Source organism: Rhodospirillum rubrum ATCC 11170, from assembly GCF_000013085.1.
Classification (GTDB): Bacteria; Pseudomonadota; Alphaproteobacteria; order Rhodospirillales; family Rhodospirillaceae; genus Rhodospirillum; species Rhodospirillum rubrum.
In genome coordinates this window covers 2,479,589-2,500,022 of sequence record NC_007643.1, presented here as the reverse complement: position 1 = coordinate 2,500,022, position 20,434 = coordinate 2,479,589, and the positions used below count along the sequence as shown (strand labels likewise).

At 66.3% G+C, this 20,434-nt stretch carries 18 protein-coding genes; 12 read left to right on the top strand and 6 right to left on the bottom strand.

The genetic code is table 11. The annotated features are described in order from the left end of the window. Positions 1 to 142 precede the first annotated feature (142 nt). Positions 143 to 400, top strand: coding sequence for a hypothetical protein (locus RRU_RS11150; protein ID WP_014626322.1), 258 nt, complete (start codon positions 143 to 145; stop codon positions 398 to 400). Between the two features lie 209 nt (positions 401 to 609). On the opposite strand, the gene RRU_RS11145 is transcribed toward RRU_RS11150, so the two are convergent. Then, the gene (locus RRU_RS11145) at positions 610 to 1,008 is read right to left on the bottom strand and encodes a hypothetical protein (RefSeq protein WP_011389999.1); all 399 of its coding nucleotides are present in this window, start codon (positions 1,006 to 1,008) and stop codon (positions 610 to 612) included. 182 nt (positions 1,009 to 1,190) lie between these two features. After that, positions 1,191 to 3,860, bottom strand: a complete 2,670-nt coding sequence (locus RRU_RS11140; protein WP_011389998.1) for a ribonuclease E/G — start codon at positions 3,858 to 3,860, stop codon at positions 1,191 to 1,193. 767 nt (positions 3,861 to 4,627) lie between these two features. Here RRU_RS11140 and RRU_RS11135 point away from each other — a divergent pair. Together RRU_RS11135 and RRU_RS11130 are read left to right on the top strand one after the other, a co-directional pair. Further along, positions 4,628 to 6,136 (top strand): N-acetylmuramoyl-L-alanine amidase, encoded by a 1,509-nt coding sequence (locus RRU_RS11135; protein WP_162470615.1) that lies wholly within the window; start codon positions 4,628 to 4,630, stop codon positions 6,134 to 6,136. A gap of 274 nt (positions 6,137 to 6,410) precedes the next feature. Beyond that, entirely contained in the window at positions 6,411 to 8,906 is a 2,496-nt protein-coding gene (locus RRU_RS11130; RefSeq protein WP_011389996.1) for a penicillin-binding protein 1A, read from the top strand. Between the two features lie 91 nt (positions 8,907 to 8,997). On the opposite strand, the gene RRU_RS11125 is transcribed toward RRU_RS11130, so the two are convergent. Beyond that, positions 8,998 to 10,455 carry a methyl-accepting chemotaxis protein gene (locus tag RRU_RS11125; protein WP_011389995.1) on the bottom strand — a complete coding sequence of 486 codons (1,458 nt, stop codon included), beginning with the start codon at positions 10,453 to 10,455 and terminating at the stop codon, positions 8,998 to 9,000. Next, on the bottom strand, positions 10,452 to 10,718 hold the full coding sequence (locus RRU_RS11120) for a hypothetical protein (protein WP_162470614.1): 267 nt from the start codon (positions 10,716 to 10,718) through the stop codon (positions 10,452 to 10,454). The genes RRU_RS11125 and RRU_RS11120 overlap by 4 nt, the downstream gene beginning before the upstream one ends. A 408-nt stretch (positions 10,719 to 11,126) precedes the next feature. Between RRU_RS11120 and RRU_RS11115 the strand changes: the two genes are divergently transcribed. Further along, on the top strand, positions 11,127 to 11,399 hold the full coding sequence (locus tag RRU_RS11115) for a YjhX family toxin (protein WP_011389993.1): 273 nt from the start codon (positions 11,127 to 11,129) through the stop codon (positions 11,397 to 11,399). 122 nt (positions 11,400 to 11,521) lie between these two features. Next, positions 11,522 to 12,268 carry an SAM-dependent methyltransferase gene (locus RRU_RS11110; protein ID WP_011389992.1) on the top strand — a complete coding sequence of 249 codons (747 nt, stop codon included), beginning with the start codon at positions 11,522 to 11,524 and terminating at the stop codon, positions 12,266 to 12,268. A gap of 87 nt (positions 12,269 to 12,355) precedes the next feature. On the opposite strand, the gene RRU_RS11105 is transcribed toward RRU_RS11110, so the two are convergent. Further along, the gene (locus tag RRU_RS11105; RefSeq protein ID WP_011389991.1) at positions 12,356 to 13,813 is read right to left on the bottom strand and encodes a methyl-accepting chemotaxis protein; all 1,458 of its coding nucleotides are present in this window, start codon (positions 13,811 to 13,813) and stop codon (positions 12,356 to 12,358) included. Between the two features lie 474 nt (positions 13,814 to 14,287). Between RRU_RS11105 and RRU_RS11100 the strand changes: the two genes are divergently transcribed. Beyond that, on the top strand, positions 14,288 to 15,250 hold the full coding sequence (locus RRU_RS11100; RefSeq protein ID WP_011389990.1) for a DMT family transporter: 963 nt from the start codon (positions 14,288 to 14,290) through the stop codon (positions 15,248 to 15,250). Here the strand turns inward: RRU_RS11100 and RRU_RS11095 are convergent. Next, positions 15,247 to 15,837 (bottom strand): XRE family transcriptional regulator, encoded by a 591-nt coding sequence (locus tag RRU_RS11095; RefSeq protein ID WP_011389989.1) that lies wholly within the window; start codon positions 15,835 to 15,837, stop codon positions 15,247 to 15,249. The genes RRU_RS11100 and RRU_RS11095 overlap by 4 nt on opposite strands. Before the next feature lie 211 nt (positions 15,838 to 16,048). Between RRU_RS11095 and RRU_RS11090 the strand changes: the two genes are divergently transcribed. The 6 genes from RRU_RS11090 (at position 16,049) to RRU_RS11065 (ending at position 20,361) form a co-directional block, all read left to right on the top strand. After that, a complete protein-coding gene (locus RRU_RS11090) occupies positions 16,049 to 16,300 on the top strand; it encodes a hypothetical protein (protein WP_011389988.1) in 252 nt (83 codons plus the stop codon). Next, positions 16,297 to 16,512: a hypothetical protein gene (locus RRU_RS11085; RefSeq protein ID WP_011389987.1), complete on the top strand. Its 216-nt coding sequence runs from the start codon at positions 16,297 to 16,299 to the stop codon at positions 16,510 to 16,512. Before RRU_RS11090 ends, RRU_RS11085 begins: the two co-directional genes overlap by 4 nt. Continuing rightward, positions 16,509 to 17,111 (top strand): glycoside hydrolase family 108 protein, encoded by a 603-nt coding sequence (locus RRU_RS11080; RefSeq protein WP_011389986.1) that lies wholly within the window; start codon positions 16,509 to 16,511, stop codon positions 17,109 to 17,111. Before RRU_RS11085 ends, RRU_RS11080 begins: the two co-directional genes overlap by 4 nt. Further along, on the top strand, positions 17,112 to 17,684 hold the full coding sequence (locus tag RRU_RS11075; protein ID WP_011389985.1) for a holin family protein: 573 nt from the start codon (positions 17,112 to 17,114) through the stop codon (positions 17,682 to 17,684). Between the two features lie 421 nt (positions 17,685 to 18,105). After that, positions 18,106 to 19,692, top strand: coding sequence for a glucan biosynthesis protein (locus tag RRU_RS11070; RefSeq protein ID WP_011389984.1), 1,587 nt, complete (start codon positions 18,106 to 18,108; stop codon positions 19,690 to 19,692). A 189-nt stretch (positions 19,693 to 19,881) separates the two neighbouring features. Beyond that, positions 19,882 to 20,361: a hypothetical protein gene (locus RRU_RS11065; protein WP_011389983.1), complete on the top strand. Its 480-nt coding sequence runs from the start codon at positions 19,882 to 19,884 to the stop codon at positions 20,359 to 20,361. Positions 20,362 to 20,434 lie beyond the last annotated feature (73 nt).

Below are 20,434 nucleotides of genomic sequence, written 5' to 3'. Positions count from 1 at the left end.
AGGCCCGCGCAAGCGGGCCTTTTTGCATGGGGGGGCTGGGCAGCTGCTCTCTTATAACGACGTAATAACCACGTATTAACGTCTTTACAAAGCCTTATTAAGATGCTAATAATGTCCTCGTTGATCCACGAAGGAGGATGGCATGACGCCGCGCGAAATTGAGCAAATGGTCTTTGAACTGGAAGAGGTGCGTATCGTTATCAGGGCGTCTGTCAACGCTGAGCTGGGGGATTACGAGTATTCCCGTAAGGCTGCGGGGAGCGCCTCGATAACAGAGTGGCTGCAACAACGCATTTACCCGATAATCGAGGGGTACGATGTGGTGGTTACCGATGGAACGGGGGCAATTCCCCACGGTCGCACCAAGATGGAAACTCTGCGGTCTAGTTACGGGGGGTAGATTAACGGTAAGATATGGGTTTAGAACCGACAATAGGGTGGGGCGGGAAAAAAGAGCTAAGCATATTGTATATGGTCTGAACGTATTTTTCTTACGGTGATTTTCCAGTTCTCCAAGCGCTGATCGGGGTTTTTATCCCAGATCGCAGCGAAAAGGCCCGCGCAAGCGGGCCTTTTTGCATGGGGGGCCCAAGAAGGGTGGGGGCGGGGTCAGCCGTCGATGATGGTCGGCGCCGGCAGGGCGGGCCGGGGGGCGGCTGGCGGGTTTAGGCGCAGCACCAGGGTCATCGACAGCGGCGACGCCGGGTCGGTCAGGGTCAGGCTGACCGGTTGACCCTCGGCCAGGGTCTCGGTGATCGAGCGCGCCATCTGATCGGCCGCTCGCCAAGCCTCGCCCATTGTCGGCGCCAAGCCCGGCGGCGCAGCGGGGAAAAATCCGCCAAAGGGGGATGCCCGCAAGAAGGGATTGGCCGCCAGCGCCGCCTGCCAGGGCAGCAGGGCCAGATCCATCAGCGCCGTCATGGCGGCGAACGGATCGGTGGCGTCGGTTTGGCGCGGCGGGGCGCCGCCGAAGGCGGATCCGCCGAAGGGGAAGAAGGGGAACACCATCGGGTCGTCCTCCAGGGGCCGCTCTGGCGATGCGCTCCGCCTTGGCCCTACCCGTTGAACGCTAGCTTAGATGGTCCGTTCCGTCCAGATCGGCTGTCTGCATGGGCCGTCAACTAAAAGGGGGACCGGATTGCTCCGGTCCCCCTCCGTCATCGGGTGATCGTCGGCGGGCGGCGCCGCGATCAGGACGACATCAGTTTCGACCACCAGCCAACGCGGCGGGGTTGGTCGGAAGACGGGACCGCGGCCGGCGGGGCGGCGGCGGCCGCGGGGTCGGGGGTCTTGACGACGGCGACCGGCGGCGGCGCGACGGGTGCGGTCGGCGGTTCCCCGTCGGCGGGGTCGCGGTCGATGTCCGTCTCGGCGGTCTCGACTTCGGCCTCGGCCTCGGCGATCTCGGCGGGGGTCTCGTCGAGCAACCGCTCATCGCCCAAGGGCTCAGCGAAGGGCGCCTCGGCGTCCGGGGCGTCGTCGAAGGCGGCGAGATCCGTTTCGGCGGTCGCCGGGCCGGCTTCGGCGTCGCTGGCGTCAAGGGCGATGGCGCGGTTGGTCTCGACGCCCCGATCCTTGCGGCGGGGGCGACGGCGACGCGGCGGACGGCGACCCTCGCGGCCAAGCTCATCGGTGATCGCCGCCGCAGAGTCCTCGCCGGCCGGGGCGCTGTCCGCGTCGGTCGACGAGATGATCTCGTCCTCGGCGGTCGGATCGTCGTCGATCTCGGCGCTTTCGATCGAGTCGTCATCAAGGGGCAGGGTATCGGCGGTCGAGGCCGGCACGGCGGGCTCGGGCAAGCCGTTGCCCGTGTCGTCGCGACGACCGCGACGGCCGCGGCGACGGCGGCGGCGGCGCGACTGGCCATCACGATCGCTCAGCGACCCGTCGGCCGGGTCCAACTCGTCGCCCGTGTCCTCGGCCTCGTCGCCGGTCTCACCCTCGTCATCGGCGCCCTCGTCCTCGGTCGAGTCAGCCGTGCCTTCGGGCGCGCCCTCTTCGTCGTCGACGGACGAGCCTTCGATCTCCACGCCGTCCTGATCCTTGCGGCGACGGCGGCGACGGCGGCGGCGCTTGCGGCCCTGTCCATCGGCATCGGCGCCGTTTTGGCCGTTCTCTTCGGCGAAGGCCTCGTCCTCGACGGTGCCCTCGTCCTCGTCCTCGTCTTCCAGGACCTCGGGCGCCGGCAGGGCGGCGACGGGCGCGGTCGGCGGGGGGGCGGCGGCGGGCAGGGCATCCAAGCCCTCGCGCTCGGCCTTCACCCGGTCCATGCGATAATCGGGAACGATCAGCGTGTCGTCGCCCAGCAAGAACACCTGGAAGTCATAGCGCGCCTCGATGGCGGCCAGAACGGTGCGCTTGTTGTTTAGGATGTAAAGGGCGATCGCCGTCGGCACGGTGACCGTGACCTCGCTCGAACGCCGGCGCACGCCCTCTTCCTCGATGATGCGCAGGATATGGATGGCCGTGGATTCGACCGAGCGCAGCGACCCCGAGCCATGGCAATGCGGGCAGGGCTGGAAGCTGGTTTCCATCAGGCTGGGGCGCAGCCGCTGGCGCGACATTTCAAGCAGGCCGAAATGGCTGATGCGGCCAAGCTGGATGCGGGCGCGGTCGTTGCGCAGCGCGTCCTTGACCCGGCGCTCGACATTGGCGTTGGAGCGCGGATCGTCCATATCGATGAAGTCGATGACGATCAGCCCGGACAGGTCGCGCAGGCGCAGCTGGCGGGCGATTTCGTCGGCGGCTTCCAGATTGGTCTTATAGGCGGTCTCTTCGATATTGCGCTCGCGCGTCGAGCGGCCCGAATTGACGTCGATGGCGACCAGCGCCTCGGTTTGGTTGATGACCAGATAGCCGCCCGAGCGCAACTGGGCGATCGGCGAATGCATGGCATCCATCTGGCTTTCCACCTGATAGCGGTGGAAAAGCGGCATGATCTCGTCTTTGTAGGGCTGGACCTTCTTGGCGTGCGAAGGCGTCAGCATCTTCATGAAATCCTTGGCGGTGCGGTAACCGGCATCGCCTTCGACCAGGATTTCCTCGATGTCGCGGGAATAGATATCGCGGATGGCGCGCTTGATCAGGCTGCCTTCCTCGTGGATCAGGCAAGGGGCGCGCGAGGCCAGCGTCGTCTGCCGGATGGAATCCCAGGTGCGCAGCAGATAGTCATGGTCGCGGCGGATTTCGGCCCGCGACCGCTCGCTGCCCGCCGTGCGCAAGATGACGGCGCTGCCCTTGGGGCCGATCAATTCGCCCATGATCGACTTCAAGCGCTTGCGATCGGTGGCGCTGGTGATCTTGCGCGAAACGCCGCCGCCGCGCGTGGTATTGGGCATGAACACGCAATAGCGCCCGGCCAGCGACAGATAGGTGGTCAGAGCCGCGCCCTTGTTGCCGCGCTCCTCCTTGACGACCTGCACCAGCATGATCTGCCGGCGCTTGATCACCTCTTGGATCTTATAGCTGCGGCTGACCCGCGATTTGGCGCGCGGAGCGGGGGCCGAGTCTTCGGCTTCATCGCCGCCCAGGGTCTCGACGCTGTCGGCCTCGTCATCGTCATCGGCGGCGGCTTCAAGCGCCTCCTCGGCGATCAGCTTTTCGCGGTCGGCGACGGGGATCTGGTAATAGTCCGGGTGGATCTCGTTGAAGGCCAGGAAGCCATGGCGATTGCCGCCGTATTCGACGAAAGCGGCCTGGAGCGAGGGTTCGACGCGGACGACTTTGGCGAGGTAGATGTTTCCCTTAAGCTGTTTCTTCGTTGAAGTCTCGACGTCAAACTCGTCGAGACGGGTACCGTCCAGAACCACGACCCGCGTTTCTTCGGGGTGGTTCGCATCGATAAGCATGCGCTTGGTCATTCGGAAGGATACTCCGCGAGGCCGGTCCACCAGGGCTTTTCGCCACGGGTGGCCGGTCGATCAGATGGGATCGGCGGGCCTTCTTGATGCCGGAGGGCTGGCGTACGAACGCTGACCAAGGGCGTAGGCAATAAGATCGCGCCACCGCCGCACCGACCGGATGATCCGATCCTGGAGCAGCGGGCATCCCCCGCGGAACGCGGGAGCCTACTTGGTTTCGTTCACACCAAACCCGGATTGTCATTTTCCAGGGTGCCTAGCCCGTCCGGCACGGGGGAAGCCCGGCCGGGAACGGATGTGTTGCGTTACAATACCGGTTGATGGGCCCGGGCACGTCGACGTCTATATCCGACGTCCGCGCGCTTCCTGTTCCGGCCAGATCGCGGTTCCGCCGATAAGCCGGCGGTCCTTCGCGTCGCCCCGGCCCCCGTTGCCGGCGTAGACCGCCAGCCCTGGGCCAGACCCTTCAACGGAATCTCGTTCATCAAGATACAGTCGGGCCACCCCTTCCACAACCTTCTTTCTTTCCGGTCGGATTTTCCCGCCGCTTCGCCGATAAGGCGAGAGCCAGGGCGCGCGGAGGGTGTGGCCCTGGTGCACCCAATTTTAATTATCCATGGTAAATCATAGGGTAATCGCGGCTTCTTAGATCGAAATCTTGTCAATTGGGCCGCTGTCCCCTATACCTGTGGTGGGACTTTCAAACCATGGAACGATACGTGGGCCGAGGGACGACACCGCCGATGGCGCGCCGCAAAGCAACCGGAGTGAGCCGACGCAGCCTGCTGGCGGGAACCCCGTTCGTCGCCGCCGCCTTGCTGGCGCCCCGGCCGGCGCTGGCCGCGACCCGGGCGACCGGCCTGCGGTTGGGCGACCATGGCGGCTCGACGCGCTTCGTGCTCGAGCTTTCGGGGCCGGTGACGTGGCAACTCGTCTCCCTCTCGGCGCCCTATCGCCTGATCATCGATATGCCCGAGGTCGAGTTCGCCCTGGGGCTGGTGCCCCGCGACACCGGTCTGGTCGCCGGCGCCCGCTATGGCGTGGTGCGGCCCGGCTTCTCGCGCATGGTCATCGACCTCACCGGCCCGGCGATGGTCGACAAGGACTTCCTGCTGGAACCGCGCGAGGGGTTCGGCTGGCGGCTGGTCATGGATCTGGTGCCGACCACGCCCGAGATCTTCATGGCCGGGGTTGGTCAGCCGGCCAAGCCCGTCGTCCCCGCCACCGTCACCCCCGAGCCCTCGACCCGCGCCGTGGCCTTCGCCGCCGCCGCCGCTCCCGCCGCCGCCGCGAGCGGGACGACGGCGCCCACACCCATCGGTCCGGGCGGCCCGGTCAATCTGCGGCCGGCCGCCGTGGGCAAGGGGCCGGTCACGGTCAATCTCGCCTCTTTGCCCTCGGCCCAGGCGCCGATCGCCGATCCGTCGATTCCCGGCTCGTTTGGCGGTCCAGGCGGGGCGGCGGCGGGCGAGGGGATGCAGGTGATGGCGCGCGAGGGGCCGGCGATCGTCCGGCTGGCCGACGGCCGGCGCGTGCCCATTCCCTTGGAAAAGCCCCAGCGCTCGGTCGATCCGGTGCGCAAGCCGGTGATCGTGCTTGATCCCGGCCATGGCGGCAAGGACCCCGGGGCCATCGGCGCTTCGGGAACCTATGAAAAGATCGTCACCCTCGAGATGGCCCGCCAGCTCAAACGCGCCCTGGAGGCCACCGGCCGCTACAAGGTGGTTCTGACCCGCGAGAGCGACACTTCGGTTCGCCTGCGCGAACGCATCGCCTTTGGCCGCCATGCCGGGGCCGATCTGTTCGTGTCGATCCATGCCGATGCCATGGCCAATCCCCAGGTGCGCGGGCTGTCGGTCTATACCTTGTCGGAAACCGCTTCCGACGACGAGGCCGCCCAGCTGGCCGATCGTGAAAACAAGGTCGATATCCTGCTGGGCATGGATCTGTCCCAGGAATCGCCCGATGTCGCGACGATTTTGATCGATCTCGCCCAGCGCGAGACCAAGAACAAATCGGTTCATTTCGCCAATACCCTGGTCTCGGCCTTGCCCGGTGATGTGTTGAAGCTGGAAAAGACCCGCCGGTATGCCGGTTTCGCGGTTCTGAAGGCGCCCGACGTTCCCTCGGTCCTTGTGGAAATGGGCTTCCTTTCCAATGTGTCCGACGAAAAACTGTTGCGCACCGCCCCCTATCGGGCGAAGCTCGCCGCCGCTCTTGTCCGCAGCGTCGATGATTTCTTCGCCCCCCAGCAGCAACGCGCCTGGAAACCTTAACGGTTTTCGCGCGATCGGCCCTGTCGATCGCCCGCCGGGATGAACGGGCGCCTTGACCGCGCCACGATCGTGGTGCAAAGACCGCAGGCAAGAAAACGCCCCGCACCGAGAGCGGGGCGGGGAACCGGTCGACGAGACCGGCCTTACTCGATTCGGATGCGCTCTTGATGCAGTGTCCGAAGTCTGGCGATCGGCGGAGCCTATGCGGCGCACCAGTTCCCCTCCCGGCGATCCCCCTGGGACGCCCCCTGATAAAAAGCGTGGATATCCTGCGATGATTCGGATTCTGCTGACCCTGGTCATGATCGGCATGGTCGGCGGCGCCGGCGGCACGGCCTATCTGCTCAATTCCTATGGGAGCGACCTGCCCGATTACGGCGCCCTGGCCAATTACGAGCCGCCGATCACCACTCGGGTTCTGGCCAGCGATGGCCGTTTGATGGCGGAATACGCCATCGAAAAGCGGGTCTATGTGCCGATCAACGCCATTCCCCAGAAGGTCAAGGACGCCTTTTTGTCGGCCGAGGACAAGAACTTCTACACCCACTCGGGCGTGGATTTCGTCGGGCTGTTCCGCGCCGTGCTGACCAATCTGCAGAACTATGGCTCGGGCCGGCGGCCGGTCGGCGCCTCGACCATCACCCAGCAGGTGGCCAAGAACTTTCTGCTGACCAACGAGGTGTCCTTTGATCGCAAGGTCAAGGAAGCCATCTTGGCCTTCCGCATCGAGGAGGCCTTTTCCAAGGATCACATTCTGGAACTGTATCTGAACGAGATCTATCTCGGCTTCAGTTCCTATGGGGTGGCCGCGGCGGCGGTGAACTACTTCAACAAAAGCCTTGATGAGCTGACCATCGGCGAGGTCGCCTTCCTCGCCGCCTTGCCCAAGGCCCCCAACAACTACAATCCGGTGCGCAAGAACGACGCGGCCAAGGCCCGTCGCGACTGGGTGGTCGACCGCATGGTCGAGGATGATCACATCACCCAGGCCGAGGGCGAAGCGGCCAAGGCCGAGCCCCTGGAGGTGCGCAGCCGTGACGAGACCCAGCTTGTGCGCCATGCCGACTTCTTCTCGGAAGAGGTCCGCCGACAGCTGCAAAGCCGCTATGGCGAAGAGGCGCTTTACAAGGGCGGGCTTTACGTGCGCACCACCCTTGATCCCCGCCTTCAGGAGATCGGGGCGCGGGCCCTGCGCAAGGGGCTGATCGATTACGATCGCCGCCATGGCTGGCGCGGCCCGGTGACCCGCCTGGAAAACGTTCAGGAATGGAAGGCGCGTCTGGCCGAATTGCCCGTTCCCCCCGGCGCCTCGACCAACTGGCGGTTGGCCGCCGTGCTGCGGCTTGATGCCGGCGAGGTCAAGCTTGGCCTGCCCGACGGCTTCGGCGGCGCCATCCCGATGAAGGAAATGGCCTGGGCCCGGCCGACGCTCGACGGTCAGCGGGTGGGCAACGCCCCCAAGAAGCCCGCCGATGTCTTGAAGGTTGGCGATGTCGTGCTGGTCGAGCCTTTGGAGAAGGACGACAAGGGCAAGGCCTATGCGCCCGGAACCTATGGCTTGCGCCAGATGCCCAATGTCGAAGGCGCCCTGGTCGCCATGGATCCCCATACCGGCCGGGTGATGGCGATGGTCGGCGGCTTCGCGCCCGAGCGCAGCGAGTTCAACCGGGCGATCCAGGCCAAGCGCCAGCCCGGCTCGTCGTTCAAGCCCTTCGTCTATCTGGCCGCCCTCGATCACGGCTATACGCCGGCGACCATCATCCTTGACGCGCCGTTCGTCTATGATCCGGGCCCCGGCCAACCCTTGTGGAAGCCTAAGAACTACAGCGGCCAGTTCTACGGCCCCTCGACCCTGCGTCGGGGTGTCGAGATGTCGCGTAACCTGATGACGGTGCGTCTGGCCAATGCGGTGGGCATGGATGTGGTCGCCGAATATGCCGAGCGCTTCGGCGTCGTCCACACCATGCCGCGCGTCCTCGCCGCCTCGCTCGGCGCCGTCGAGACCACGGTGATGGACATGACGACGGCCTATGCGATGCTGGTCAATGGCGGGCGGCGGATCGCCCCGACGCTGATCGACCGCATCCAGGACCGCACCGGCACCACCGTCTATCGCCATGACGAGCGGCCCTGCGATGCCTGCAAGGCGTCGCAATGGGCGGGTCAGGCCGTGCCGGCGGTCGTTGACAATCGCGAGATCATGACCGATCCGCTGTCGGCCTATCAGATCGTGTCGATCCTTCAGGGCGTCGTCCAGCGCGGCACCGGCGGCAAAGTCCAGGCGGTGGGCAAATCGGTCGCCGGCAAGACCGGCACCTCGAACGACAGCCTCGATACTTGGTTCGTCGGCTTTTCGCCCGATCTGGTCTGCGGGGTCTTCGTCGGCTTCGACGAGCCCAAGTCCCTGGGGTCCCATGAGGCCGGGTCGACGACGGCGGCGCCGATCTTCACGACCTTCATGAAGGAAGCCCTGGCCGACAAGCCCGATATTCCCTTCCGCGTGCCCGAGGGTATCAAATTCGTCCGCATCGATCCCCAGACCGGCCAGCGCGCCGGCCCGGGAACCTCCAACGCCATCCTTGAGGCCTTCAAGCCGGGATCCGAGCCCTCGCTGGCCTCGAGTTATGTGATCGACGGATCGGCGCCGGTGGGCGATTACGGCGCCTATTACGGCGGCGTCGGCGGCGAGGGCGCCACCGGCGTTCCCGGTCAGGCGGCCCCGGGCTTCGGCGCCGGTGGCGCCCCGCCCCAGGCGGGCGGCCTTTATTAGACCAACGCCCCGAGAGTGAACGTTTAGAGCGGGGGGCGTGAACCCGATTTTACGCCTCCCGCTCTCAGACCGCTCCTTTGGCGGGCCGGGGTCAGGCGCGCAGGCGGCCGACGAAGGCGATCACCGACTGATCAAGGCGGTCGATCTCGTCGACGGCGTGATCGGACAGACCGCGCATGGTGGCGGCATTGGCCGAGAAGTCGCCGGTCAGGCCATCCATGCGGGAGATCACCTCGCCCAGTTCATGGGCCAGGGACGATACCGCGTCGATGGTTCCGGCGACCAACTGACTGGCTTTTCCCTGATCTTCCATGGCGGCGGCGATGGCCGAGACGGTGGCGCTGATATCGGTCATGCTGCGGCTGATGGTGGCGATGACGGCCGCTGAGTCGCGGGTCGCCCCCTGGATGCCGGTCACTTGGGCGGCGATCTCGTCGGTCGCCCGCGCCGTTTGGGTGGCCAGGGTCTTCACCTCATTGGCGACCACGGCGAAGCCCTTGCCGGCATCGCCGGCCCGCGCCGCCTCGATCGTCGCGTTCAGGGCCAGCAGATTGGTTTGGGCGGCGACGGCGCTGATCAGCCCGACCACCTCGCCGATCCGCTCGGCCGCCGTGCTCAGCGCCGCGACCTTTTCCGTCGCCCGTTCGGTATCGGTCAGGGCGGAGCGCGACAGGGCATCGGAGTGACGGACGCTTTCAAGGATGCCCGACACCGATTGGGTCATCGTCCGCGCCGCCTGGGCCATCGATTCAACGCCTTCGGCCGTGCGTTCGGACAAATCGCGGGCCATCGAGGATACCTGCCGCGAGCTTTCCGACGATCCGTTCAGGGCTTCGGCCGCCCGGCGCATGGTGGCGCTGTCGTCCTTCAGGGCGCCCAAAGCCGTGCCGACCGACCCTTCGAGATCATCGGCGACGCCGCGCACGGCGGTGACCTGGGCCTCGGCGGCGGCGGCTTCCAGACGCAAGCGCTCCTCGGCGACCTTGCGGGCATCTTCGCGGGCGGTATTGGCCTCGACCACCGCCTGTTCGGCGGTGGCGAACGACGTGGTCATGCGCACGATCACCCAAACCAGGGTCACGGTTTCAATGATGACGATGGCCGCATGCAGGGCCACCCGGCCGAGATCGGCACCCGGGGGGAAGACCCAGGCCGGCATGGCGTAGGTCAAAATCAGGTGGTGGGCGGCGATGGTCAGCGCCGCGGCAAGGATGACCCTCGCGTCGCAGAGCACCACAAGGATGGCCAGAACGGCGAAGAAATACAGGTGGATGTCGATCTGCCAGGGATGGCCGCGAAACATGAAAACCAGCACCGCGACCTGAATGACCAAACCGACGCCGATGGCGCTTCTACTGGCCGGACTATCCCCGGCCAAGAAGATCAGCGCGACCGGGATCGCGGCGAAGAGCGCCGAGACCGCCAAACCGGCAAGCATGGCCGCCCCGGTGATCAGTCCGGCGACGGCGACCAAAGCGACCTGAAGAAGCAGAAAAGGGATGAAGAAGCGTAAGACGCCTTTCCGCAGGAGGGCTATTTCGCGGCTCATCGCGCCGTGTCTCCACTTGGGGGGGCGCAGCCTTGGGCCGCCAGCGGATCAAGAACAAGAAGAACGCCCATGGTTGTCAAAGAGGCGATGCCTGGTGGGGTGGGAAAGGCCGCGACCATCACCGAAGCCGAGGCCCCTTGGCGGATGGGCCGGCCGTCCGCCGCCGTGATGCGAGCGAAAATCTCGTCCTCATCAAGGCCGGGCGGAAAAACGAGAGCGAGGGTGGTGGCCTCCGCCGAGGGAAAGAAGGAAAGCCACCCCAAGGCGAGGAGTCCCGCCAGCGCCATCGCGCCGGCCGTGAGGACACCGGCGGCCGGGCTCTGGAGGAAGGAGTGAGTCAAAGCCGTACACCCATAAAAATACATCTATTAAGGTATGTACGGCTTAGCACGGTCCTTCCCCCACCGCAAGGGCGGCGGGCAAGGGACGCCTCAAGACAAGGGCGCCCGCGCCGCCCTGGTGGCGCGCTTTCCCCGTTGCGTCCGCAAGGGCAGGGAGGTATGCAAAGGCGATGGCGTCCGGTGATCCCTATCCCCGCACGCCGAATGGAGAGTGGATGTTAGAGCTTGTGTGACAGGGCTCTCTGACCCTCAGAGAGCCGCGTGATCTTAAGAAAAGCGGGGAGGCTAGGCCTCTCGGCGGTTTTTTCACGCCCGTCATACGAGACATCCATGACTATCTCACGCACAGAACAACGTGTGTTACACGTGCTGGCTCTGGGTGGCCGCATCCTGCACGAGCGCGGCGAAGGCCCTAAAATCACCACCATCACCTGCGTCACGCGGGACGGACTGATCCTTGCGGATTGCGATCTGGCGGTCTTTAGCCGATTGCGGCGCCGGCGGCTGATCGAATCCCGCGCGGGCGGCCCCTATCGCCTCTCCCCGCTCGGCCGGGCGATGGTTCGCCCGCAAAGCGACAATCAAGGCCACATAACATGCTGATCGGCGAGGAACGCCCAGGCGACATCCCGGCAATCGGCACACACCCCGCCCAGGCCTTGTCCAGCCCGCCCCCATCCAGGGGAAGCGAGGCACACCGCTCCACAAACAAAGGAGGGTCCGCTGTGGACATTCCACGGATATTCACCATTAGCGAAAGCGCCCATCGCATCCACAATCCCTTCACCCCGGAAAAGCTCGCCACGCTTGGCGCGGCCTTGCGTTTGGACCCGGGGGCCCGGGTGCTCGACCTTGGCAGCGGGTCGGGCGAGATGCTGTGCAGCTGGGCGCGCGATTACGGGCTCGGCGGCCTCGGCGTTGACATGAGCCCGGTATTCACCGACCAAGCCAAACGCCGCGCCGACGCCCTGGGCGTCGCCGACCGGGTTGCGTTCCTCCATGCCGACGCCGCCGGCTTCGTCGCCGACGAAAGGGTCGATGTGGCGGCCTGTGTCGGCGCCACGTGGATCGGTGGGGGAGTCGTCGGCACCATCGGGCTTCTGGCCAAGAGCCTGCGCCCGGGAGGGATCATCCTCATCGGCGAGCCCTATTGGTTGAAGCTGCCGCCGAGCGAGGAGGTCGCCAAGGGATGCCGCGCCGCTTCACTCTCGGACTTCCTCGGGCTTCCCGAGCTTGTCGCGTCTTTCGGCAAGCTTGATTACGACGTCGTGGAAATGGTTCTGGCCGATCAAGACAGCTGGGATAGGTACGAGGCGGCCAAGTGGCTGACCATGCGCCGATGGCTCGCCGCCAATCCCGACGATGACTTCGCCAAAGAGGTTCGCGCCGAACTGACCTCGGCGCCCGAACGTCACGCCCGATATACCCGGGACTACCTGGGCTGGGGGGTGTTCGCCCTCATGGCGCGGTGAGGGGAGGCGACCGCCGCTAGAGCCGCCGCGTTAAAGGGGGGTCCTTTAACGCGGTTCGCTCTGCGGGCGCCGCCTTTGCCCGGGCGCTCAGGCGCGCAGGCGGCCGACGAAGGCGACCACCGATTCATCAAGGCGATCGATCTCGTCGACGGCGTGATCGGACAGACCGCGCATGGTGGCGGCATTGGCCGAGAAGTCGCCGGTCAGGCTGTCCATGCGGGAGATCACCTCGCCAAGCTCATGGGCGAGGGTCGATACCGCGTCGATGGTTCCGGCGACCAGCCGACTGGCTTGTCCCTGATCTTCCATGGCGGCGGCGATGGCCGAGACGGTGGTGCTGATGTCGGTCATGCTGCGGCTGATGGTGGCGATGACGGCCGCTGAGTCGCGGGTCGCCCCCTGGATGCCGGTCACCTGGGCGGCGATCTCGTCGGTCGCCCGCGCCGTTTGGGTGGCCAGGGTCTTCACCTCATTGGCGACCACGGCGAAGCCCTTGCCGGCATCGCCGGCCCGCGCCGCCTCGATCGTCGCGTTCAGGGCCAGCAGATTGGTCTGGGCGGCGACGGCGCTGATCAGCCCGACCACCTCGCCGATCCGCTCGGCCGCCGTGCTCAGCGCCGCGACCTTTTCCGTCGCCCGCTCGGCATCGGTCAGGGCGGAGCGCGATAGGGTGTCGGAGTGACGGACGCTTTCAAGGATGCCCGACACCGATTGGGTCATCGTCCGCGCCGCCTGGGCCATCGATTCAACGCCTTCGGCCGTGCGCCCGGACAGATCACGGGCCATAGAGGACACCTGCCGCGAGTTTTCCGACGAATCGTCCAGGGCTTCGGCGGCCTGGTGCATGGCGGCGGTGCCGTTCTTCAAGGCGCCCAAAGCCGCGCCGACCGACCCTTCGAGATCATCGGCGACGCCGCGCACGGCGCTGACCTGGGCCTCGGCGGCGGCGGCTTCCAGGCGCAGGCGCTCCTCGGCGGCCTTGCGGGTATCCTCGCGGGCGGTATTGGCCTCGACCACCGCCTGTTCGGTGGCGGCGAAGGCCCGGGCCAGACGCCGCGCCACCCAGACCAGGGTCGCGCCTTCGACGACCACGACCATGGCATGCAGGGTCACCCGGCCCAGGTCGGCGCCCTGGGGGAAGATCCAGGCCGGCATGGCGTAGGTCAGAATCAGATTGTGGGCGATGATGGTTAGGGCGGCGGCAAGGATCACCGTGGCGTCACAAAGGGCGACGAGGGTGGCGAGGCCGGCGAAGAAATACAGGTGGATGTCGCTCTGCCAGGGATGGCCGCGAAACATGAAGATGAGAACCCCGACCTGGATCATCAGGCCGACGCCCATGATGCTGCGGCTGGCGGGGGTGTCGCCGGTCAGCAGGACCAGGGCGATCGGAGCCAAGGCGATGGGCACGGCGACCAGTAGCCCGGGCAGGATCTCCGCTCCCGAAATCCACCCGGCGACCGGAACCGCGGCCGCCTGCAAAAGCAGAAAAACCATAAAGAGGCGCAAGACACTCAGGCGGATGAAGGCGAGTTCGGTGGTCATGGGGGGGTATCTCCTGCCCGTGGGAGCGCAGCCATAGGGCGCCAGCGGATCAAGAACCAAAGGAACGCCGATTTCCGTCGGCGGGGGACCGGGGACGGGGTGGGGAACCGGGCGATGATGACCGAGGGGGTGGCGCCTTGGCGCAAAAGGAACCCGCCCGCCGCCGGGGCCCGGGCGAAACCATCGTCGCCGCCCGGAGGGAAGACCAGAGTAAGGGCGGCCCCCTCGGCGGGGGCGGCGAAGGCCACCCGGGCCGGCAGGGGGCGCGCGCCAAGGCCCAGGGCGTTGAGGATGCCCGTCGCCTGACCATGGAGAAATGACTGGGTCACAAGGACAATTCCATGAGAGACAGGGGGTCTTCCCCCTGTCCCATACCATGGGGGCTAGGTACCCGCAAGACGGGTGGGGTTGCGCCGACGTAAGGTTTCAGGGTATCTCCGGGGGCTTCCATCCTTATTGTCAGGCCCCCCTCCCATGCCCCATAGCCGGCCGTTGTCCCGTTTGCGGGCAAGCTTGATTTTGCTTCTGGTGTCCTTCATCTGGGGGAGCGCCTTCGTCGCCCAGAAAACGGCCTTTGACGCGGTGGAGGGCGCCACCGCCCCCGCTTTGGGACCTCTGGCCTTCACCGGTGCGCGCTTTCTTCTGGGCGCCCTGGTCGTGCTGCCCTTCGCCCTGCGCGAAAACCGTCAGGCGCGGAGCCGGGGGGCGCCAGGGGCGGGGCTTTTGGCGATCTTTTGCGGGATCGGCGCGGTGCTGTTCGCCGCATCCTTCACCCAGCAGCTTGGCATCATCGGCACCTCGGTGACCAATGCCGGATTTCTGACGGCGCTTTATGTGCCGCTGGTGCCCGTCGTCGCCCTGGTGATCTTCCGTCAATCGGTGCGCAAGATGATCTGGCCGGGGGCGGCGGGCTGTCTGGCCGGGCTGTGGCTGCTGACCGGGGCGGCGACGAACGGCCTGTCGGCCCTGACCGCGGGCGATCTGTGGGTGCTGGTCGGCGCCCTGTTCTGGGCCTTCCATGTGACGGTGGTCGGGGTGATGGCGACGCGCAGCGGCCGGCCGCTGACCCTGGCGGCGGCGCAGTTCCTGACCTGCGGGGTTCTGGGCTGGGCCGGGGCCTTCGCCTTCGAGACGCCGACCCTGGCCGGGATGGCCGCCATCGCCCCCGAGATCGCCTATGCGGGAATTCTCTCGGTGGGGGTCGCCTTTACCCTGCAGGTGGTGGCCCAGCGCCATACCCATCCGGCGGCGGCGGCGATCATCTTGTCGATGGAGATGGTCTTCGCCTCGCTGGCCGCCGTCGTCGTTCTGGGCGAGCGTCTGAGCGGCGTGCAATGGCTTGGCGCCGGCTTGATCCTGGCCAGCATCATCGCCGTTGAAAGCGCCGCGGCCCTCGGCGATCGCCGTCGTGGCGCGGCGGGGGCCCTTACCCCCTAATAGGCGCGTTTGACCCAGCGAATGGGGGCGGCCTTCTCCAGGGCGATGTCTTCGATATCGGGCGCGTTGTAAGAGGCCAGGGTGAACAGCGCCTTGGTGCGGCCGCGCTTGATCAGCTTGATCAGGGTGGTGCCATCGGCCAAGCGCACCACGCAGTCCCGGCCATGGAGGTCTTCGGGGGAGCGGTGAACGTCTTCCTCGGAGAAGAAGACGATATCGCCGGCGCGATAGACCGGCCACAGGGCGTCGCCCTCGACGATCAGCGCCTCGGTGCGGCTGGAGGCGCCCGGCGGCAATTCGGTGAAGCCGATCGGTTCGGCCGGGGCCAGGGTGACCTGACCGCCGAGGCCAACCCGACCGACCACCGGCACAAGCGGGTCGGTGCGCTCGCGGCCATACAGCAGAAAGGCGGCCGAAACATTGAGGATGCGGGCCAGATCCTCGACGATCCACGGCTTGGGCGTGTTCCGTCCGCGCTCGTAATAGGCGATGGTCGACTGGTTGACGCCAAGCAGCTTCGCCAGGGCATATTGGGACATGCCCTGGTCCTTGCGCGCCTCGGCGATACGTTTGCCTATCTCGATCATTCTGGCAATATATGCCTCTCTGTCATCCACCGCAACGGTCATGGGGGCTTTGGCGATGGCGCGGCATTGCCCGTCCTTCGGCGCCGCGGACCGTCTTCGCCCGGGATCCCTGGCCAATCAAGAAAAAGAAACTCTAGGTCGAAAAAATGTCGATTTGACATTTAATGAGATAGGGTCATTATTTCCCCGTTGACTTGGGGGAGTTCGATCCATGAATCGCCACCGCTTCGATCGCTGCCAGTACCTGTCGGGCGATCCGGCGCGCCGGTCGTTTTGCGACCGCCCGGTTCGGCCGGGCAGCGCCTATTGCCCCGACCATCACCGCCTGTGTCATCCGCCGCCGGGCAGCGGGGCCTATCGGCGTGTTCTGCGCGAGTTCCGCGAGGCCGGCCGGTTCACCGCCCTTTCCCCCTGGCCACCGACCGGCGCGGCCGCCGGGGATGGCCGGGGGGAGGAGCCATGAGCCGGCGACGGCCGGCGCTGTGGCATGGGCGTCTTCTCGATGCCTTGCACGAGGCCCTCGACGCCGCCGACCGGCTTCACCCGCTGGATGATCCACGGGGGCTGGTGCGGATCGGCAACGCCCTGGGGCGGGGCGGGGTGGCGCTGAAGGCCCTTTCCGCCGCCGCGCCCGATCTTCTCAAGCCAGATGATTTCAAGGAGGAAACGACATGATGTCTCGCCTCAGCTCCGCGCCGCCCCCGGCGGCGGCCCGCGTGGACGCCCTGGTCGCCGACATCCTGGCCCGTGAAGGCGGTTATGGCGCCGATCCCGCCGATCGGGGCGGGGCGACCAATCACGGGATCAGCTTGCGCTATGCCCAAGGGATCGGCCTCGATCTCGACGGCGATGGCGATACGGATAAGGACGATATCGTGCTGGTCACCCGCGATCGCGCCGCCGCGCTGTATCGCCGCGACTTCTTTTACGGGCCCCGGCTGCATGCGCTGCCCTGCTCCTTGTGGCCGGTGCTGTTCGACTGGGCGGTGCATAGCGGTCCGGCCCGCGCCGTGATCGGCTTGCAAAGCGTGCTCAATCAAACGCGCCGCGCCGGGGTGGCGGGCTTCGACAGCCTGGACGAGGATGGGCGCATCGGCGCGCGAACCCGCAAGGCCGCCGAAATCGCCGAGGCCGCCTTGGGCGGCTTTCTGGTCAACGCCCTGGTCGAAGAGCGGCTCGCCCTGCTGCGTCGGCTGGTGGCCAATGATCCCCGGCTGCGCGGCTTCCTCAAGGGCTGGATCGCCCGGGTTCTGACCTTTCGCGTGGAGGTCTGAATGTGGGACAGGATTCTGGGACTGCTGGGGGCGGGCGGGCTTTCGGCGGTGAAGGCGCTGGTGGGGCGCTTCGTCGCCGATAAGGACGCGGCGGCGGCGGCGGTTCATGCCGAGACCCTGCGTCAGCTTGAAATCTATGGCGCCGAGAGTGCGGGACGGAGCGGCGCGACGGCCTGGGATAGTCTGGTCGACGGTCTCAACCGTCTGCCCCGGCCGTTGATGGCTTTCGCCGTGATGGCGATGATGGTTTGGGCGCCCCTTGATCCCATCGGCTTCGCCGAGGCCATGCGTGCCTATGCCCTGGTTCCCGAATGGTTGGCGACGACGTTGTTCGGAGTCGCGGCGTTTTATTTCACCGCCCGTCATTTCGAGAAACGTCTGGAACTGGGCGGGCCGCCCAAGGTCCCGCTTGAGCGGGTGATCGGCGATATCGCGGCGATGGAAGCCATGCGCCCGAAGAATAACAGGGCTGATAAAAACGCAACGGCGCTCGCTTCCCCCACCGGTCAATCGCCTTTGGATAACCAATCCCTCTTGGACTGGAGGCGGCGGAATGGGGGAAATATAAAGTAAAATCAGTTGGATAGTCTTGTTTTTGGTGCGCTTTCGCCAAGGTCTGTGGGCGCTTGCGAAGCGCTCTTAGCGGCAAGCGGGGCGAACAGCCTTTGAAACGACACCTTTCAGCCGCAATTTTTGAGCATATTGTAGGCATACCATCGCGTTCAGAGCGGGAATCGGGGGGCCGATAAGGTTTCTTTAGCTCGAATGTGATTTATCGGCCGTTTCAAGCCCATCGCTTCTGGCGACGGGACGAGGGACGGCCGCTCTTGTTTGACGTGGAGGATCCTTCGCCCGACGGGGTCCAGGGGCCAGTCGACGGCCTTTTTAAAAGGCGGCTGGCACGGCGCGCGCATAACGCGGCGAAGGGTAGGAAAGACTGGGGCGGGGCGCGCAGGCGCCGGTGCCATTTGTTTAAGAGAAAAGGGTTTCGCCGATGGGCGGTGGTTTCGTGGGGGCCGGCCTGTTGAACCGGCGCGGTTTTCTGGGGATGAGCAGCGCCGTGGCGCTGGCGGCGGCGGTACCGGGTCTGGCCCGGGCTCAGCAGGCGGCCGACGAGGGGGAGGGGACCTTCGCCCGGTTGGTCGAGCGGGCCCGCGAGATGGCCGGCCAGGCCTATGTCGCGCCCGATTTCGATTTGCCGGCCAGTCTGGCCTCGCTTGATTACGATACCTATCGCAGCATCCGCTTCCGCAAGGATCGGGCGCTGTGGGGGGGCGAGCGGCCGTTCCACGTTGAATTGTTCCATCTGGGGGGCTATTTCCGCCAGCCGGTGCGTGTTCTCGAGGTGCGCCAGGGCCGGTTCGCGCCCATCCCCTATGACCAGACCATGTTCGACTTCGGCGAGGTCAAGATCCCCGAAGGCGTGCTGGCCCAGATGCCCGGCTTCTCGGGCCTGCGCGTCCATGCCGGGATCAATGATCCCAGCGTCATGGACGACGTGGCGGTGTTCCAGGGTGCCAGCTATTTCCGGGTGCTGGGCGCGGGCGGCAATTACGGCGCCTCGGCGCGCGGTGTCGCCATCGATACCGCCCTGGCCTCGGGCGAGGAATTCCCGGCTTTCGCCGCCTTCTATCTGGTGCCGCCGTCGCCGGGCGCCGACCGCATGGATCTGATGGCCCTGCTGGACGGCCCGTCGATCACCGGCGCCTATGCCTTTTCGATCATTCCGGGCAACCCGACGCGGGTGGCGGTGGAATGCCGGCTGTTCGCCCGCCGCGACATCAAGCAACTGGGCATCGCGCCGCTGACCAGCATGTTCGATTTCTCGCCGGTCGACCGCCTGGGGGTGGATGACTTCCGCCCGCGCGTTCACGATTCGGAAGGGCTGGCGATGCATACCGGCCGCGACGAATGGCTGTGGCGGCCTTTGACCAATCCCGATCGCCTGGAAACCAACATCTATATGGACGCCACGCCCAAGGGGTTCGGCCTGCTTCAGCGCACCCGGGGCTTGAGCGCCTATCAGGATCTTGAAGCCCGCTACGACCTGCGCCCCAGCGTCTGGGTGGTGCCGCGCGGCGATTGGGGGCCGGGCAGCGTGCGGCTGGTCGAGATCCCGACGCCCAATGAGACCAACGACAATATCGTCGCCTTCTGGACCCCGGAAAAGCAGCTCAAGGCCGGGGGCGAACTGACCTTCTCCTATGATCTGCTGTGGGGGATGGAGGTTCCGGCCTCGCCGCTGGCCCGGGTGGTCGCCACCAGCGCCGGTCATTACGGCATCCCCAGCGTCGAACGGCCCAAGGGCGAGCGCTCGCGCAAGTTCGTTGTCGAATTCGCCGGCGGCCCGCTGGCCGGGGTCGATGACCTGTCGCGGGTGGCGGTCGAGGCTTCGGCCGATAACGGCCGTCTGTCGCCCGCCGTCATGGTGCGCAATCCGACGACCGGCGGGGTTCGTATCTATCTTGACGTGCTTGCCGAAAACAACACCCCGGTGAACCTTCGCGTTTGCTTGCGCGTTAACGGGGCGGCGATTTCGGAGACTTGGACCATGCAGTGGCGCCCGACCACCGGCGAATAAGACCGCTCCCGCCCAAGGGATCACGCCCAAAAGATCACGCCCCTCGGCCCGCCTGTCGGGGAGATTTCGCGATGGGGCTTGCCTTTGGGCGGGGCGGACGCAATTTGGACATGAATACCGCTTAGAGTGTTATAATACCAACGCGACGGGCGCCCAAAGGGGCGCGCGAAGATCCAAGGAAGAAAGTCGATGACCCACATTGATGCCTCCCTGACGGTGCCGTCTGGCAAGGTCCGCCCCGAGGGTTTGGTATCGGGCGGATTGGAAGGCGTGCTGGCGTCGCGCGCCGCCCTTTATTTGCGGGTTGCCCACAACCTTGACAGCACCGCCGCCCGCGAGGCCGGCAGTCTGGCGGCGCGGCGCGCCATCGCCGTCACGCCCCACTGGCGCCTGGAAAGCGCCGGTCGCGCCGCCATCCGCGAGGCTCAAACGCTGGTCGGCCGGGCCGATTCGGATTTCGCCACCCTGCGCGGGGCCTTCCTGCCGCCCGACGCGCCGCGCGCCATGCCCGAGCAGAACCTTGATCGCTTGGGCTTTGGCGATCTGGGCGCGGGAACGCGACGGGTTCAGCGCCGCTTGCTGGTCCGCCTGCGCAATGCCGGACCGGAACTCGCCGCCCTGGTGGTGATGGCCGTGACCTTCCTTGCCCGCCCCGGGCTTTCCTTCTGACGGTTTCGCCTTGGCCCGCCGCTTCGGTCTGACCAGGGGGCGGGCCCCGCGCGGGCCCCGCGCGGGATAGTGG

Coding starts and splice junctions, on each gene's coding strand:
- RRU_RS11125 (WP_011389995.1), bottom strand. CDS start 10,455: ATGAGCCGCGAAATAGCCCTCCTGCGGAAAGGCGTCTTACGCTTCTTC.
- RRU_RS11075 (WP_011389985.1), top strand. CDS start 17,112: ATGTGGGACAGGATTCTGGGACTGCTGGGGGCGGGCGGGCTTTCGGCG.
- RRU_RS11080 (WP_011389986.1), top strand. CDS start 16,509: ATGATGTCTCGCCTCAGCTCCGCGCCGCCCCCGGCGGCGGCCCGCGTG.
- RRU_RS11095 (WP_011389989.1), bottom strand. CDS start 15,837: ATGATCGAGATAGGCAAACGTATCGCCGAGGCGCGCAAGGACCAGGGC.
- RRU_RS11130 (WP_011389996.1), top strand. CDS start 6,411: ATGATTCGGATTCTGCTGACCCTGGTCATGATCGGCATGGTCGGCGGC.
- RRU_RS11150 (WP_014626322.1), top strand. CDS start 143: ATGACGCCGCGCGAAATTGAGCAAATGGTCTTTGAACTGGAAGAGGTG.
- RRU_RS11085 (WP_011389987.1), top strand. CDS start 16,297: ATGAGCCGGCGACGGCCGGCGCTGTGGCATGGGCGTCTTCTCGATGCC.
- RRU_RS11090 (WP_011389988.1), top strand. CDS start 16,049: ATGAATCGCCACCGCTTCGATCGCTGCCAGTACCTGTCGGGCGATCCG.
- RRU_RS11115 (WP_011389993.1), top strand. CDS start 11,127: ATGACTATCTCACGCACAGAACAACGTGTGTTACACGTGCTGGCTCTG.
- RRU_RS11070 (WP_011389984.1), top strand. CDS start 18,106: ATGGGCGGTGGTTTCGTGGGGGCCGGCCTGTTGAACCGGCGCGGTTTT.
- RRU_RS11140 (WP_011389998.1), bottom strand. CDS start 3,860: ATGACCAAGCGCATGCTTATCGATGCGAACCACCCCGAAGAAACGCGG.
- RRU_RS11105 (WP_011389991.1), bottom strand. CDS start 13,813: ATGACCACCGAACTCGCCTTCATCCGCCTGAGTGTCTTGCGCCTCTTT.
- RRU_RS11065 (WP_011389983.1), top strand. CDS start 19,882: ATGACCCACATTGATGCCTCCCTGACGGTGCCGTCTGGCAAGGTCCGC.
- RRU_RS11145 (WP_011389999.1), bottom strand. CDS start 1,008: ATGGTGTTCCCCTTCTTCCCCTTCGGCGGATCCGCCTTCGGCGGCGCC.
- RRU_RS11100 (WP_011389990.1), top strand. CDS start 14,288: ATGCCCCATAGCCGGCCGTTGTCCCGTTTGCGGGCAAGCTTGATTTTG.